Source organism: Streptomyces sp. HUAS MG56 (genome assembly GCF_058673395.1).
The window spans coordinates 4236731-4252867 of sequence record NZ_CM178722.1 but is presented as its reverse complement, the minus strand read 5'-3'; the positions used below and the strand labels follow the sequence as shown (position 1 = coordinate 4252867).

Sequence of the window (16137 nt, the reverse complement as noted above, 5' to 3'; positions counted from 1 at the left end):
TACGTTTCCAGGGCTACTTCTTTACACGAACAGTCTTTGTGGACCGGGTTTCCAGAGTCATCTCGTCGGCCTCGGCCACCCTCGTCTTCAACCGCACAGTACCTGTCGCGGCGTCGACCACGTCCACCACCTTCGCAAGCAGTTTCGCAGTATCCGCGTTTCCGGAGATGCTGGCGAGCTGAACGGCACGCCCCAGTTTGGCCGTTGCGCCATCGAAATCGCCCGCTTTGCGGAGATCGAGACCCTTCTGGATGACGTGCGCCAGTTCGGCCTGTCCGGTGTAGTGGGCGACTTGGGGGTTGATCGAGGTGGAGGCCGTCATGTCGTCGGTCCACACCGCCCGCACGAGGCCCTGTGCCCCGAGGTTCTGTACCGAACTGTCCCCTTGTGGCACGACCAGCGAGACCCGGGCGGCGAGCATCTCCTGGCCGAGGCCGGCCGCCGGGACCTCCACACACAGGTGGTAGTCGCGGGACTCGTCGCCCCAGGACCCGGTCGGATAGTCCCCGGCGCGCGGCCCCGCCTCGGTGCGGCGGGCGGTCAAGTCCTCGACGGAGGGCGCGACTTGCTTGACGAACCGGATGGTCGTGCCGACCGGCGTCCACACCCGCAGACAGACGTCGGCGACCTCCTTGCCCATCGCCGTCTCCATCATCCGCGTGAAGTCGGCGGCCAGATGCGCCGGATCGGCGACGATGTCGGCGCCGCCGAGGAGCGCGGAGGCGATCCCTGTGACTTCTTTCACTTCCCAGTCGGTGCCCACGCCCCGCGCGTCACAGGTGAACCGCCCCGCACAGGCCTCCAGGGTCGCCCGCAGGTCCTCGGGAGACTCGTGTTCGTTGCGGCCGTCGGTGAGCAGGATGCCGTGCCGGATGGTGACGTCCGCCGAGTTCAGCAGCCGGTCGGCCAGCCGCAGCCAGCTGCCGATCGCCGTACCGCCGCCCGCGCTCAGCCTGCGCAGCGCCTGCTTGGCCTGCTCGCGGGTGGCGTGGTCGGCCACCGCGAGCCGCCCGCCGCCCGGATAGACCTCCTGTGCGACATGCGTGCCGCCGATCACCGCGAAGTGCGTGCCGTCGCGCAGGGTGTCGATTGCGGCGGCCGTGGCGTCGCGGGCGCCCCGCATCTTGGTCGGCGGATAGTCCATGGAGCCGGAGCAGTCGACCATGAGCGCCACGGCGGCGGACGGGCCGCGGCCCTGCGGGTACGCCGCTGCCGCGGCGCTGCCGACCGTGCCGCCGCCGGTCGCGGTCACGGTGACGATCGCGTTGACCTCGCGGCCGCCCTCCGGCAGGTACTCGTTCTGGTAGACGTCCATGGAGAACTGCGGCACGTTCGACTTCGAGAAATTGGCCATACGTACTCAAATCCCCCTTGAACGCCCTGCTGACGCAGGGCGATGGCTGTGAACGGGCCGGTCCCCTCCGGCCCGTGGCCCCAGGCCCGTGGCCCCAGGCCCGTGGCCTCAGGCCGATCCTGCCCCCTGGGCCGGTGCCGGGAACGGCACGACGGCCACTGTTACGTTGTCGTGGCCCCCGCCGTCCAGGGCGTGGCCGACCAGCACCCGGGCGCTGTGCAGCGGGCGTTCGGCCGCGTCCGCGGGCACGGCCTCGGCCATCTCCCCGGCCGTCTCGGCGTAGTTCCACAGGCCGTCGGTGCACACGATGACGACACCGGGCCGGTCCGGCTTGAAGGACGCGGTGTGCGGCTCCAGCTCGTAGGCGTCCGCGCCGAGCCATCCGGTGATCGCGTGGGCGCGCTCGTCGGCGTACGCCTCGGCCTCGCTCATCAGTCCCGCGGCGACCATCTGCGCGGCCCAGGAGTCGTCCTCGGTGAGCCGGGCCGGGGGCGCGCTGCGGTCGTCCGGCACCCAGTAGGCGCGGCTGTCGCCGACCCAGCCGACCACCAGCAGCCCGGGGGTGACCACCGCGCCGACGATCGTGCAGGCCGGCGCGTTCTGGTGCGGGGCGTGCTCGCGGGCCGTGGCCGGCTCCTCGGCGAGCGCGTCGACGGCCTGCGCGGCCGCGACGATCGCCTCGTGCATGGCCGCCTGCGGATGCGTGCCGCGCGGCAGGGCGGCCAGCAGCAGGTCCCCGGCCGTCTCGGCGGCGGCCAGCGAGGCGTCGTCGGGCCGGGTGGCCGAGGAGACGCCGTCGCAGACGATCGCGACGCCGGCCGGGGTGCCGTCGGGCAGCGCGGTGCGGCCGACGGAGAAGGCGTCCTCGTTGCGGTGGTGGCGCAGGCCGCGGTCACTGACGGCGGCGATCGGGCCCGACTCCCGCTCCACGTGGTCGCGTTCGCGGGGCTGGGCGTGCCCGCAGTTCTCGCAGTAGCCGTCGTTGTCCACCCGGCCCGCCCGGCAGGCCACGCACACCTGTGCGGGCTCCGGCTCCTCCTCCGCGGCGGCCTCGGCGGCCACGCGCGGGTCGGGCGCCTGCAACGGGTACTCCTCGGGTTCGGCGGGCCGGTCGAAGCGCACCCCGGAACCGGGCCGCGCCTCCTCGCCGCCGTGCTCGTGCAGGGGCGTGTCACCGGAGTCCGTGCCCGGCAGGTCACTCGGCAGATGCACCGCGTCCGGGGCGCCGGAGCCCGCCGGCTCGGGGGCGGGCCAGGCCACGCCGTCACCGCCGTCCCCCGCGCCTCTGTCGTCCTCGGCGGCGCGGGTCATGGTCAGCGTCGGCTGGTCCTGCGGCGGCGCCGGTACGACGGAGAGGTCGTACCCGCACGCTCCGCAGAAGTGGTCACCCGGCTCCACGGGCTCCGCGCAGCTCGGGCACTTCGACAGTGCGGCCTGCTGGGGCATCTGCGACATCAACTACACCCACGTCCGGGGGCGGTAACGGTTGGCCCGTTCCACCAGTTCGATCCTCTCCTCGCCGCCGGGCGCCAGCCGGGCCAGCGTGCGGTAGGCGCGCTCCAGGCCGAAGCGGAGGCCCCGCTCGTCCAGACCGCTGCCCAGCAGCACCCGCCCGCCGACGGCCGGCGCGGTGCCCTGGCCTCCGGAGAGTATCCAGTCCAGCGCCGAGCCGAGGACTTCCGCCGCCAACTGCTCGCGCCGCGCCGGATCCAGCCCGTACGCGTCGAGCGCCTCGACCTGCCCGGCGGCGGCGGTCAGGTCGTCCAGGAACGGTACGTCGCCCGCGCCCGCCGAGCGGTGTCTGAGACGGGCCCGGACGGCGGCGACCCGGGCGGCCGTGAAGTGGATGGAGGACTCCGGCACCGACTCCAGGGTCCGCACGGCGCCGTGCCGGTCCCCGGCCGCGAGCCGCACCCGGGCGAGCCCGAAGGCGGCGCTGACGAAGCTCGGGTCGGTCGCCCACACCAGCCGGTAGTACTCGGCCGCGTTGTCCAGCTGGCCCAGCACCTCCGCGCACAGGCCGAGCGCCAGCTTGGGCGCGGCCTCGCCGGGGAAGGCGTCGTAGATCGCGTCGAAGGCGAGCGCGGCGCCCTCGAAGTCGCCGGTGACCAGCGCGGCCAGCCCCCGGTACCAGACCACCCGCCAGTCGTCCGGCCGCTCCTCGTCCAGCGTGGCGAGGCTCGTCAGCGCGCTGTGCCGCTCGCCGCTCTCCAGCAGCGCGCGGATCCGGCGCAGCCGGGTCTCCACGGTCTGCGTCGGCGCCGTGTCGAGGGCGCCGAGCAGTTCGGCGGGCGCGGAGGTCATGAGGCCCGCCAGGAAACCGGCGTTCGGGTCGCCGGGATCGACCAGCGGCACCGGCAGCGCGAGCGCGCCGGCGGGCGTGTCGACGGGCTTCACCAGCGAGGCCGGGGGCAGCGCGGGGACGGCCGGCGCGGCCTTGCGCGGCTGCCGCGCACCCAGCCGGGACACGTCCGCGTCCAGCCGGGGGAACAACTCCCGGTCGGTGACCTTCACTTCGGGCCCGAACAGGGTCGACAGCGCGGGCCGTGCCTGGCCCGTCTGGAGGGAGACGACCTCGCGCAGCACCCCGGTCAGCTGCTCGGCCATCTCCTGGGCGGAGCCGAAGCGGCGGGCCGGGTCCGGGTCGGTGGCGCGGACCAGGAGCCGGTAGAAGGACTCGTAGCGGCGGAAGACGTCGATGGTCTCCGGGTCGGGCAGGGAGTCGACGTAGACGTTCGTGTAGCCCTGGAAGTCGAAGGTGAGCACGGCGAGGGTGCGGCCGACCGTGTAGAGGTCGGAGGCGACCGACGGGCCGGCCTCGGCGACCTCCGGCGCCTGGTAGCCGACCGTGCCGTAGATGGCCGACTCCTCGTCGTCCATCCTGCGCACCGCGCCCATGTCGATCAGCTTGAGCTGGTCCTCGGACTGGATGGCGTTGTCGACCTTGAAGTCGCAGTACAGGAGGTGGCGGCTGTGCAGATGGCCGAGGGCTTCGAGGGCCTCGATGCCGTAGGCGCAGGCCTGTTCCACCGGCAGGGGGTCGCGGCGGCCCTGCGGGGTGCGGCGGGCGTTGGCGATCTCCTTCAGGGACTTGCCGCCGACGTACTCCATGACGATGTAGCCGTCGAGGGAGCCGGTGCGCTGGTCGAGGTGCTCGACGAAGTTGTAGATCCGCACGATGTTGGCGTGCTCGATCTCCGCGAGGAAGCGCCGCTCGGAGATCGCCGCCGCCATCGCGTCCTGGTCGCCGGTGTCCAGCAGGCCCTTGAGCACCACCCAGCGGTCGGACACCGCCCGGTCCACGGCGAGGTAGATCCAGCCGAGGCCGCCGTGCGCGAGACAGCCCGCGACCTCGTACTGGCCGTGCACCACGTCCCCGGCCTTCAGCTTCGGCACGAAGGAGTACGGGTGCCCGCACTTGGTGCAGAAACCTTCCGTGCGGCCCGGCCGATCGCCCCGGGCCCGCCCGACCGGCACCCCGCAGTCCGCGCGCGAGCAGAACCGCTTGCGCTCGGGCACCTCCGGGTTGTCCAGCACCATCGCGCGCGGGTCGGGGCGCGGCACCTGCGGCACGCTGACCAGTCCGGCGCCGAGCCGCCCGCGCGTCGGTGTGCCCGACGAGGAACCGGAGCTGCGCACCGACACCGAGCGGCCGGTGGAGCGGCCCGACGAGGACCGCGACAGCCGCCCGGACACGGAGCGGCGAGACTTCGACGACTGGGACGACGAGCGCGAACTGCCGCTCTCCACCGCGCCCTTGGTGACACCGGTGGGCGTCGAGCCGACCATGCCGCTCGCGGAGACGACCGGCGCGAGCCCGCACGTGTCGCAGTACAGCTCGCCGCCGCCGACGTCGTCGTACGACCCCTCGCAGCCCGGCCGCTGACAGCTCTGCCCCGGCTGACTCATGACTGCTCCCCCTCACGGTCCCGCGGCGCCCCCGGCCCGCCCAGCAGATCGGCGGCCAGCCGCTGGTAGCGCAGCACGGCCTGTTCGGCGACCCGAAGGTCGCAGGGCGCGCTCCACAGCATCCGGCGGGCCGCGTCGTACCGCTCGACGAGGAACGGGTCCTCGGCCAGCCCGTGCCGGGCCACCTTCGCCTTGTAGGCGTCGAGGCGGCCGCGCAGCTCGGCGCGGACCGCGAGCGGCGCGGTGACCGCCGTCAACGACTCGCGGGCGCGCAGCAGTTCGTCCTCGGCCTTCTCCTCCAGCGACTCCAGCAGCGGGGAGAGCCGGTGCCACTGCGCCTGCCTGCGGTACTCGGCGGCCGCCGCCAGCTGCTCCTGGAGCACCGTCGGCGGGCCGCTGACCACCGGCACCTCGGTCGCCGCGATCTTCGCCAGCACCTCGCCGCGCGCCGTGCGGGCCTCGGCGAGCGTGCGGTCGGCGCGCGAGAGCACGTCCCGCAGCCGGATCAGCCGCTGCTCGGCGTCCTGCCGGACCGTCAGCACGGCGTCGATCTCCCGGCGCACGTCCTCCAGGGCGCGCGCCTCACGGTCGTACACCGTGGTGTCCGGACGGCCGCCGCCGGGCGCCGAACTGCCCTCGGCCGGCACCCAGAACGCGAGCGGGTCGGAGACGACGTCCTCGCGCAGCTTCGTCAGTATGCGGGTGATCCGCTCCAGGTCGTCGCCCGCAGGATGCTCGCCGGGGCGCACGCCCACGGAGTGCGCCAGCTCGCGGGTGCGCCGGAGCTCGGCGGCGAGTAAATCGATCCGGGCGGGCAGCGCCGACCACACCGCGTCGGCGGCGACGACCAGGTCCAGGCTCGTCGCGTACAGCTCGTTCATCCGGTCGACCAGGGCGGCCAGCGAGAAGGACTCGCTCAGCGTGCTCTCCCCGGCGACCGTCACGCCCTCGCCGCGGAGCAGTTCGGTCAGCTCGGCCAGGTCCTCCCGGCTGGACCAGCGGCGCCGGGCGCGGATGTCGTGGGCGGAGCGCAGCGCGGCCGCGTAGGCGTCGAAGTACGTCCACAGCCGGGTGATCCGGTCCTCGGCGCCGTGCCAGCGCTCCTTCGTGACACCGGTCAGCTCGGCGCCTTCGAGGAGTCTGCGGCCCGCGTGGTCCTGCAGGGCCAGCAGCGAGGTCTCGATCGCCTCGTGCTCCTGGCCGAGCCGCGCCAGCGCACGGTCCACCTCGTCCCGGTCCATCACCGGCCCGGCGGGGTCCGTGACGCCCATCGATCACCTCTCGCTGCTGTGGGGTCCAAGTCGGGTAGGGGGGTCGAACAGGGTCAACTGGTGCGCAGGTAGCGCGGTGCGGGCGGTGTCGACGCCGTCGAGTCCTTACCCAGTGTCGCCGACAGCCAGGTGTCGTACGAGTTCTGCCAGCCGTTCGCGCGGTAGTCCACGAGCACGCGGTTGACCCGGCGCACCAGATCGGCCGCGTCCTTCTTCATCGCCACTCCGTAGTACTCGGTCGTGAACGGCGCGCCCTTGAGTTCCACGGTCGGGTCCTGTGCGGCCTGGCTGGCGGCGAGGGCGCCGTCGGTCACCACCGCGTCCACCTCGCCCAGTTGCAGCCGGACCAGGCAGTCCAGCTGGTTGGGGACCGTGGTGGAGATGTCGGTGGAGGCGGGCAGGACGCCGGACTTCCGGTCGTCGGACAGCTTGGTGTACGCCGTCGAACCCGACGCCGTGCACACCTTCTTGTGGGCCAGGGAGGAGTTGTAGCCTGTGACGGACGACGACTTGGGCGCGAGGACCTGCTGGCCGGTCTTGAAGTAGGGCGCGGAGAACGCGACCTGTCCCAGCCGCTCGCACGTGATCGTCATGGTGCGCACGACCATGTCGACCCGTCCGTCCTGGATCGCGGAGATCCGCTGGTTGGTCGGGATCGCCTTGAACTGCACGGCGTCCGGGTCGCCGAGGATGTCCTGCGCGATCCGGTGCACCAGGTCGATGTCGAAGCCCTCCAGCTCCGCGCCCTCGGTGTTCGGATTGCGGTAGCCCCAGCGGTAGCTGTTCTGGTCGACGCCGACGATCAGCTTGCGCCGCTCGCCGGTACGGGCCTTGATCGCGTCGATCGTCGGCCCGTCCGCGCCGGACGGCGACAGGGTCTGGTCCTGCGCCCCGGAGTCCTGGCACGACCCGGCGTCGGCCTGGATGCCGTGGGCCACGGACGGTCCGGCGTGCTGTGTCTGCCGCGGCGCCCGCTGGGTGCACGGCAGCAGCAGGACGAAGCCCAGCGCCAGCGCGCACAGCACCGCCATCGCGCCGACCCCGCCCCAGCCCCGCAGGGCGGCCCGTACACGGCTCGCGTACATCGTCCCGCCCCCTGTCACCGGTACTCCGAGAGTCTGCGCCCGATGCCGGCCACCGCACCGGCCGCGCCGATCAGCGCGAGGACGGCCGCGCCCGCCGGCAGCGGTGCCAGGGCGCCCCGGCCGTCGGTGGCGGCCCGCTGGAACTCGCCCTGCTCGTGGTCGATGGCCCGGGCGAGCGAGGTGTCGACGCCGTCGAAGCACTCGCCGGTGGTGCCCTTGGCACCGATGACCTTGTCCAGCGCCTGCTGGTAGTTGCCGTTCTCGTCGTCGTCGCGGACCGTGCCGTGGCGCTGCTTCCACACCGCCATGTTGCTCTCGGCCGTCTGCACCGGGGCGCTGCCGCCCCGGTCGTCGGCGAGCTGCGCCGCCCGGGTCAGGCCCTTGCCGAGGGCGGCCATGTCCTTGTCGAAGTCGTAGTAGTAGGCGTCGTACTGCTGTCCGTTCACCGTGAGGGTCTCGGCGCCGCGCGCCACCAGGCTCAGGTTCTCGTTGCCGCGCGCCTTCAGGGAGGCGATCCGGGCGTCGTGCAGCACGGTCAGCGAGCGGATCCCGTGGTCGTAGGAGCCGTTCAGCTCGGCGCGGGCCACGGCGTGCCCGACGACCAGCCACAGCAGGGCGACGGTGGTGGCGGCGGAGGCCGCGGCCAGGCCGTGGTTGAGGACGCGGTTGGTGCGCCGGTAGGTGCGGTGCTGGGCCCAGCCGAGCCCGGCCAGGGCGAGCACGCCGAGCCCGATCGCGAGCCAGGGGTACGGCGTCGCGTCGCCGTAGTCGGCGTCCAGCCGGGCGTTCTCCGTGGTGTAGAGGTCCTCCGCCGCCGGGAGCATCTCCTGCTGCATCTTCTCGTTGGCGTAGCGCAGGTACGCGCCGCCGACCGGATAGCCCTGCCGGTTGTAGGTCCGGGCCCGCTCCACGAGCCCCTTGTACTCGGGCAGGAGACCGTTCAGCTTGGCGATCGTGGCCTCGGAGGCCGAGCCGGGCTCGGCGTTCGCGGCGGCCGTCACCAGGCCCTTCGCGGCCGTGCTGATGTCGTTCTCGTACCGCGTGCGGGACTGCGGCGTCTCCTGGCCGCCCGCCAGGAACCCGCTGGAGGCGGCGGTGTTGGCGTCGGCGAGCGACCGGTAGATGTCGGCCGCGCCCGAGCTGAGCGGCTGGCTGCGGTGCAGCACGTCGTCGGCGGCGGCCGAGCGCGCGTCGGCCTGCCAGGCGGCGCTCGCCCCGAACGCCACGACCAGCAGCGCCAGTACGGCCCCGATGATCCGCAGCCGGCCCGGCTCGGTGGTGGCCGCGGCCCGCACCCGGTCGACGCCCTCGGCGAAGGCGGTGCGCCGGGCGGGCGTGGCGGGCGAGCCGGGCGCGGGCCGGCCGGGCTGCGGGGGAACGCCCGGGGCGGCGGCGGGCATGCCGGGGCCCACCGGTGGCGGCGCCGTGCTGCTTCTCGGCGGGTGTGTCACTCGACCTCCCCCAGGGTCCTTCGTCGCCGCCCAGTATCGCGGCACGCACCGGCATCCGCACCGGCCTTCACTGGATCTTGATTGGATCGCAGTGTGCCCCACATGAACAGAGGAGTGCGCCCACTATGAACACGCCCTGTGCAGCTGTTCGGTTCCGTCGGGTGGAGGTTCCGCCGGGTGGAGCCGGTCACGACTCCCAGTACGTCCGTGCCCTTTCCTGGGCCCGCGCGCCCGCTCCCAGCCGGTCCAGTCCCAGCAGGGCCGCGCCCAGGACCGGGCTCGCGGTCACGACCCGGACGTCGGCCTTGGGGGCGCGGGCGGACAGCAGGTCGCGGATGCCGTCGTCCAGCAGGGCGTGACCGGCCCTGAGGACGCCGCCGCCGAGCAGCACCGGGGTCTGCTCGCCGAGGAGGTCCAGACGGGTCAGGGCCACGGTCGCCAGCACCGTCACCTCCTCGGCGAGCCGGGTGACGATCGCGCGGGCCACCGGGTCGCCCTCGGCGGCCGTCGCGAACAGCACCGGGGTCAGCTCGTGCCGGCGGTCGTCGTCGAGCCGGTCCAGGTGCAGGGCCTCGATGAGCGCGTACATCGTCGGCAGGCCGAAGTGGGCGGGGAGCGTGCGGGCCAGGGCCGTCGCCCCGCCCCGGCCGTCCTCCGCGCGGGCCGCGTGCCACAGGGCCTCCTCGGCCAGGGCCCACCCCCCGCCCCAGTCGCCGGAGATCCGGCCGATGGCCGGGAAGCGGGCGGTACGGCCGTCGGGGCGCATGCCGACGCAGTTGATGCCGGCGCCGCACACCACCGCGACGCCCCGGGGCTCGGCCACGCCCGCCCGCAGGATCGCGAAGGTGTCGTTGCGGACCTCCACCGTCGCCCCCCATCCGCGCGCCCGCAGCGCGGCCGCCAACTGCGCCTCCTCCACCGGGAGATCGGCGTTGGCGAGGCACGCCGAGACATGCGCGACGGAGCTCACGCCCGCCTCGGCGAAGGCCAGCCCGACCGGGTCGGCCAGCGCGTCCAGCGCGGCCGGCACGCCCACCACGGGCGGCCGGAAGCCGCCGCCCCGGGCGGTGGCGAGGACCTCCCCGGCGGCGGTGACCACGGCCACGTCGGTCTTGCTGTTGCCCGCGTCGACGGCGAGGACGGTCGGGGTCTCGGTTGCGGTCAGGCCCACGCGAGGTGCTCCCGGTTGTGTGCGATCAGCTGGTCGGTGAGGGTCTCCGCATACGGGTACTGGCCGATCAGCGGGTGGGCGAGCAGCGCCCGGAAGACCCGGTCGCGGCCGCCGCGCAGCGCCGCCTGAAGGGCCAGCTCCTCGTACGCCGTCACGTTCGCGACCAGACCGGCGAAGAGCGGGTCCAGGTCCGGCACCGGCAGCGGGGCCGGGCCGTGCGGGCCGACCGCCGCCTGGACCTCGATCACGGCGTCGTCCGGCAGGAACGGCAGCGTGCCCTTGTTGAGGGTGTTCACCACCTGGTACGGGCTGCCTCCCCCGCCGAGCAGCGCCGCCGCGAGGTCCACGGCCGCCTCCGAGTAGAAGGCGCCGCCCCGCCTGGCGAGCAGCGCGGGCTTCTCGTCCAGGGCCGGGTCGCCGTACATCGTCAGCAACTCCCGCTCCATCGCGGCCACTTCGGAGGCACGCGACGGCTTCGTGCGCAGTTCGCCGACGACCTCGTCGTGGGCGTAGTAGTAGCGCAGGTAGTAGGACGGGACCACGCCGAGGCGGTCCAGGAGCGGGCGGGGCAGGCGGACGTCGTCGGAGATGGCCTCGCCGTGCTCGGCCAGCAGCTTGGGCAGGACGTTCTCGCCCTCCGGGCCGCCGAGCCGGACGGCCGTCTCCCAGGTGAGGTGGTTGAGGCCCACGTGGCCGAGGTGGACGTCGGCCGGGGCGACGCCCAGCAGGCTCGCGAACGTGCGCTGGAAGCCGATCGCCACGTTGCACAGTCCGACCGCCCGGTGCCCGGCCTGGAGCAGGGCGCGGGTGACGATGCCGACCGGGTTGGTGAAGTCGATGATCCACGCGCGGGGGTTGGCGCGGCGGACCCGTTCGGCGATGTCCAGCACCACCGGGACCGTGCGCAGCGCCTTGGCCAGCCCGCCCGCGCCGGTGGTCTCCTGGCCGACGCAGCCGCACTCCAGCGGCCAGGTCTCGTCCTGCGCGCGGGCCGCCTGGCCGCCGACGCGCAGCTGGAGCAGCACGGCGTCGGCGCCGTCGACGCCCGCGTCCAGATCGGAGGTCGTGACGATCCGCCCGTCGTGCCCCTGCTTGGCGAAGATCCGGCGGGCCAGCCCGCCGACCAGCTCCAGCCGCTCCGCCGCCGGGTCGACGAGGACCAGCTCCTCGACGGGCAGGGTGTCCCGCAGGCGGGCGAAGCCGTCGATGAGTTCGGGGGTGTAGGTCGAGCCGCCGCCGACCACGGTGAGTTTCATATCCGGGTTAACCCTTCACTCCGGTGAGCGTGACGCCCTCGACGAACGCCTTCTGGGCGAAGAAGAACACGAGGATCACGGGGGCCATGACCAGCACGGTCGCGGCCATGGTGAGGTTCCAGTCGGTGTGGTGGGCGCCCTTGAAGGACTCCAGGCCGTAGGACAGCGTCCAGGCGCCGGGGTTCTCGGACGCGTAGATCTGCGGGCCGAAGTAGTCGTTCCAGGCGTAGAAGAACTGGAAGAGGGCGACGGCCGCGATGCCCGGCTTCGCCATCGGCAGGACGACTTTCACGAGCGTCCGGAGGTCCCCGCAGCCGTCCACCTTCGCCGCGTCCACGTACTCGTTCGGGATCGTCATCAGGAACTGGCGCAGCAGGAAGATCGAGAACGCGTCGCCGAACGCCATCGGGATGATCAGCGGCCACAGTGTGCCGGACAGGTCCAGCTGCTTCGCCCAGAAGAGGTACATCGGGATGATGACCACCTGCGGGGGCAGCATCATCATCGAGATCACCAGCATGAGTGACAGGCTGCGGCCCCGGAAGCGGAACTTGGCGAGCGCGTACGCCACCGGGATCGACGACACCACGGTCAGCACGGTGCCCAGACCTGCGTAGACCAGCGTGTTCTTCCACCAGGTCAGGAAGCCCGGCGTGTCGAAGACCTGCCGGTAGTTGCCCCACTCCCAGGTGTGCGGGACCAGGTCCCGGCCGAGGGCCTGGCTGTCGCTCATCAGCGAGGTGAGGAACACGAAGACGAAGGGCAGCGTGAAGAACAGCGCGGCGGCGACACCGAGGGAGTGCACCGCGACCCACTCCAGCAGCGCCCGGCGCCGGGCGCTGCGCGCGGCGGCCGTGGCGGGCGCCGTCAACTCCACCGGCTTGTCCAGTACTTGGGCCATGGTCAGTCACCTGCCTGGATGAGACCGCCCCGGCGCCGCATCAGGAACGCGGTGAACACCATCGACAGGGCGAAGAGGACGAGGGCGACGACACACGCGGAGCCGTAGTCGAAGCGCTGGAAGCCGAGGTTGTAGACGAGCTGGGGGAGGGTGAGCGTGGACTTGTCGGGGTAGCCGGGCTCGAACTGGGTGCCGGCGCCCTGGATCACGCCCGAGGCGACCTTTCCGGCGATCAGGGGCTGGGTGTAGTACTGCATCGTCTGGATGACGCCTGTGACGACGGCGAACATGATGATCGGCGAGATGTTCGGCAGCGTCACGTACCGGAAGCGCTGCCACGCCGACGCGCCGTCCAGCTCGGCCGCCTCGTACTGCTCCGTCGGCACGTCGAGCAGGGCGGCCATGAAGATGACCATGAGGTCGCCGACGCCCCACAGCGCGAGCAGGGCCAGGGCGGGCTTGGACCAGGCGGGGTCGTTGAACCAGCCCGGCGCCGGGACGCCCGCCTTCTCCAGGATCGAGTTGACCGGGCCCGTACCCGGGTTGAGCAGGAACGCGAACGCCATGGTCGCGGCGACCGGCGGGGCCAGGTAGGGCAGGTAGAAGAGGGTGCGGAAGATCCCCGTACCGGTCTTGATCTTCGTGATGAGCAGGCCGACGCCGAGCCCGAAGGCCACCCGGAGGGTCACCACCACGAGGACCAGCCACAGGGTGTTGCGCAGGGCGGGCCAGAAGAGGGGGTAGTGCTCGAAGACGTAGGTCCAGTTCTTGCCCCCGCTCCAGGCCGGCGGCCGGAAGCCGTCGTAGTGCATGAAGGAGAAGTAGACCGTCGAGATCAGCGGGTACGCGAAGAAGACCGCGAAGCCGATCAGCCAGGGCGACATGAAGGCGAGCGTCCTCAGCGCCGAGCGGCGGCGCTTGGCCGCGAGAGTGACCGTACTCATGGGCCGCGTCGCCTACTTCGCCTGCGCGATGTCCGTGTCGATCTGCGCGGCCGTCTTCTTCAGGCCGGCCTTCAGATCGGTGACCTTGCCGCTCTCGTAGTCGTAGCCGAACTGCTGGATCGTCACCAGGTACTGGCCGCCGTTGACCGAGGCGGGCGTGGTGGTCGAGTCCGGGTCGGCGGCGATGTCGAGGAACGTCTTGAAGCGGGGGTCGTACGTCAGCTTCGGGGACTTCAGCGCGGCGAGCGTGGAGGGCACGTTGTGCAGGTCGTTGGAGAAGCCGACCACCGCGTCGGTGTCCGTGCTGATGTACTTGACGAATTCCCAGGCCGCGTTCTGCTTGCGGCTGGCGGCGGCGATGCCCGTGATGGTGCCGGTGATGTAGCCCTTGCCGTACTGCGCCGCCCGGTCGTCGGGGACGGGCAGCGGAGCCACGCCGATGTCCAGGTTCGGCTGGGCGGCGAGCGCCATCCCGAGCCGCCACTCGCCGTCGAGCTGCATGGCGACCTGGCCGGTGTGGAAGGGGTGCTTGGCGCCCCACTCGTCACCGAGCGTCGAGCGGTACTTCTCCAGCTTCTGGAACCCGCCGAGTTCGTCCACGAGCCGCTTCTGCAGGCCGAACCCCTGCTCGAAGGCCGGGTCCTTGGCGATGTCCGACTTTCCGTCCGTGCCGAAGTACGTCGGCGAGAACTGTGCGAAGTAGTGCTCGGTGGTGGTCTCCCAGCCGTGGTAGTCCGGCATGAAGCCAAGCTGTTTGTACGAGTCCCCGTCCGGGATCGTCAGCTTCTTCGCGTCGGCCTCGAACTCGGACCAGGTCTTCGGCGGGCTGGTGATGCCCGCCTTCTTGAACTCCGTCTTGTTGTAGTAGAGCCCGTACGCGTCACCGAGCAGCGGCACCGTGCAGCGGTCGCCGTCGAACTGGGTGTACTCGTTCATCGTCTTCGGGAAGGTCGCGGCGGGGTCGATGCCCGACTTCTTGAAGAAGGGGTTCAGGTCGACCAGCGCGCCCGAGGAGCAGAACTTGCCCACGTTATTGGTGGTGAAGGAGGAGATGACGTCGGGGGCCTTGTCGCCGCCCGAGCGCAGCGCCTGGTTGATCTTGTCGTCGGTCACGTTGCCGACGACGTTCACATGGATGTTGGGGTGCGCCTTCTCGAATCCGGCGATGAGGGTGCGGACCGCCTTGACCTCGTTCGGCGCGCTCCAGGCGTGCCAGAAGTTGATCGTCGTGTCCTTCGAGGCGTCGTCCGTGGCGCCCGAACCGGACTGGCCCGTACAGGCGGTGGTGAGCAGGGCCAGGGAGGCAATGGCGGCAAAGGCCGCCTTTCGGGCGGCGCAGGGTATGACTTCGGGCATGGCGAGGTCTCCCAGGGGGACGGGAAAAGGGGTGTTCTTCCGAGGTGGGGCTCAGCGCGAGGTGTCGAAGACCTCGTCGCGGGTGGTGACGAGCGCGGACTCCAACGCGCCGCGCAGTACGGGGTGTTCGCGGACGTCGCCGACGAGCAGCCGGGGCCGGGCCGCCGCCAGCTCCTCCAGCTCGGCCTGGACGAGGGCGCGCAGCACCTCGCCGCCGGCCGCGAGGGCGGGGCCGCTGAGGACGACGAGTTCGGGGTCGAGGACGGAGACGAGCGAGGCGAGACCGATGGCCAGCCGGGTCGCGTAGGTCTGGAGCAGCTCGCGGTAGGGGCCGGTGGCGTGATCGGCGGCGCGGGCGACGAGCGTGGCGGCGACCTCGGCGTGCGGCCCCGTCGGCAGGTCCTCGATGCCGAGTTCCCGGGCCAGTTTCGGTACGGCCTGGGAGCCGGCCAGCTCCTGGTAGCCGCCGCTGTTGGCCTTGGTCACCTGGCGCACCAGGGGGGTGCCCGGCACCGGCAGGAAGCCGACCTCGCCGGCGCCGCCGGTCCAGCCGCGGTGCAGCCGGCCGCCGAGGACGAGGGCGGCGCCGAGCCCCTCCTCGCTCCACAGCAGCACGAAGTCCTCGTGGCCCTTGGCGGCGCCGAGCCGCTGTTCGGCGAGGGCGACGAGGTTGACGTCGTTCTCGTACTCCACCGGCATCGGCAGGGCGGCGGCGAGTTCGTCGAGCAGGGTGGGGGAGTGCCAGCCGGGCAGGTGGGAGGCGTAGCGCAGCCGGCCCGTGCCCGGGTCGAAGGCGCCGGGGGTGCCGATGACGAGCCGGTGCACGTCGGACCGGGCGAGCCCGGCCGCCTTCACGGCCCCGTCGAGCGCGTCGGTGACCTGCTGGACGACGGGCTGGGCGGGATGCCGTCCGGGGGTGGGCAGTTCGTACTCGCCCACGGTGTGGCCGGTGATGTCGGCGACGGCGGCGCGGATGCGGTGCGGGGCGACGTCGAGGCCGGCGGCGTACGCGGCACCGGGACGGACCGCGTACAGCTGGGCGCTGGGCCCCGGCCGCCCCTCGCTGGTCCCGGTCACCCGGACCAGTCCGGCCGCCTCCAGTCGGGCCAGCAGCTGGGAGGCGGTGGGCTTGGACAGGCCGGTGAGCTTGCCGATCCGGGTGCGGGACAGCGGTCCGTGCTCCAGGAGGAGGTCCAGGGCGGCGCGGTCGTTCATGGCGCGCAGGACGCGCGGGGTGCCCGGCGTACCGGCGGTTCCTGCCATGGGGGTCCACACCTGCCTCTCCAGCCGCCCAGCTTCCCAGTGACCTGGCCGGACGTCCAGTCTCGATCACCGGTTGCCGGTCGCCGTAGATCATTGTTAGGAAGGTTTCCTATTCGGGTGGGAGGAACGTAAGCCCAGGACGAAGGGGGCGTCAATAGACAACGGGCCCGAGGAGA

12 protein-coding genes are annotated in these 16137 nt (G+C 72.4%); all 12 read right to left on the bottom strand.

The features are described from left to right. Positions 1-13: 13 nt before the first annotated feature. Positions 14-1354, bottom strand: a complete 1341-nt coding sequence (locus tag AC4OXY_RS20185) for a vWA domain-containing protein (protein ID WP_491994365.1) — start codon at positions 1352-1354, stop codon at positions 14-16. Between the two features lie 108 nt (positions 1355-1462). Beyond that, on the bottom strand, positions 1463-2809 hold the full coding sequence (locus tag AC4OXY_RS20180) for a PP2C family protein-serine/threonine phosphatase (RefSeq protein WP_491994364.1): 1347 nt from the start codon (positions 2807-2809) through the stop codon (positions 1463-1465). A gap of 3 nt (positions 2810-2812) precedes the next feature. Further along, the gene (locus AC4OXY_RS20175) at positions 2813-5263 is read right to left on the bottom strand and encodes a serine/threonine-protein kinase (protein ID WP_491994363.1); all 2451 of its coding nucleotides are present in this window, start codon (positions 5261-5263) and stop codon (positions 2813-2815) included. Next, entirely contained in the window at positions 5260-6534 is a 1275-nt protein-coding gene (locus tag AC4OXY_RS20170; protein WP_402063154.1) for a coiled-coil domain-containing protein, read from the bottom strand. Before AC4OXY_RS20170 ends, AC4OXY_RS20175 begins: the two co-directional genes overlap by 4 nt. 53 nt (positions 6535-6587) lie before the next feature. After that, the gene (locus AC4OXY_RS20165; protein ID WP_356022912.1) at positions 6588-7619 is read right to left on the bottom strand and encodes a glutamate ABC transporter substrate-binding protein; all 1032 of its coding nucleotides are present in this window, start codon (positions 7617-7619) and stop codon (positions 6588-6590) included. Between the two features lie 14 nt (positions 7620-7633). Continuing rightward, complete coding sequence (locus tag AC4OXY_RS20160) at positions 7634-9019, bottom strand: GlnX family signal transduction membrane protein (RefSeq protein ID WP_491994362.1); 1386 nt, start codon at positions 9017-9019, stop codon at positions 7634-7636. Between the two features lie 238 nt (positions 9020-9257). Then, positions 9258-10241, bottom strand: a complete 984-nt coding sequence (locus AC4OXY_RS20155) for an N-acetylglucosamine kinase (protein ID WP_402063149.1) — start codon at positions 10239-10241, stop codon at positions 9258-9260. Beyond that, positions 10232-11497, bottom strand: coding sequence for a 6-phospho-beta-glucosidase (locus tag AC4OXY_RS20150; protein ID WP_362819608.1), 1266 nt, complete (start codon positions 11495-11497; stop codon positions 10232-10234). The genes AC4OXY_RS20155 and AC4OXY_RS20150 overlap by 10 nt, the downstream gene beginning before the upstream one ends. Positions 11498-11504: 7 nt before the next feature. Beyond that, the gene (locus AC4OXY_RS20145; protein ID WP_362819607.1) at positions 11505-12398 is read right to left on the bottom strand and encodes a carbohydrate ABC transporter permease; all 894 of its coding nucleotides are present in this window, start codon (positions 12396-12398) and stop codon (positions 11505-11507) included. A 2-nt stretch (positions 12399-12400) separates the two neighbouring features. Further along, positions 12401-13342, bottom strand: coding sequence for a carbohydrate ABC transporter permease (locus AC4OXY_RS20140; RefSeq protein ID WP_362819605.1), 942 nt, complete (start codon positions 13340-13342; stop codon positions 12401-12403). Positions 13343-13354: 12 nt separating this feature from the next. Then, positions 13355-14698 carry an ABC transporter substrate-binding protein gene (locus AC4OXY_RS20135; RefSeq protein WP_376285623.1) on the bottom strand — a complete coding sequence of 448 codons (1344 nt, stop codon included), beginning with the start codon at positions 14696-14698 and terminating at the stop codon, positions 13355-13357. A gap of 51 nt (positions 14699-14749) precedes the next feature. Further along, on the bottom strand, positions 14750-15961 hold the full coding sequence (locus AC4OXY_RS20130; protein WP_356022896.1) for an ROK family transcriptional regulator: 1212 nt from the start codon (positions 15959-15961) through the stop codon (positions 14750-14752). Between the last annotated feature and the right edge of the window lie 176 nt (positions 15962-16137).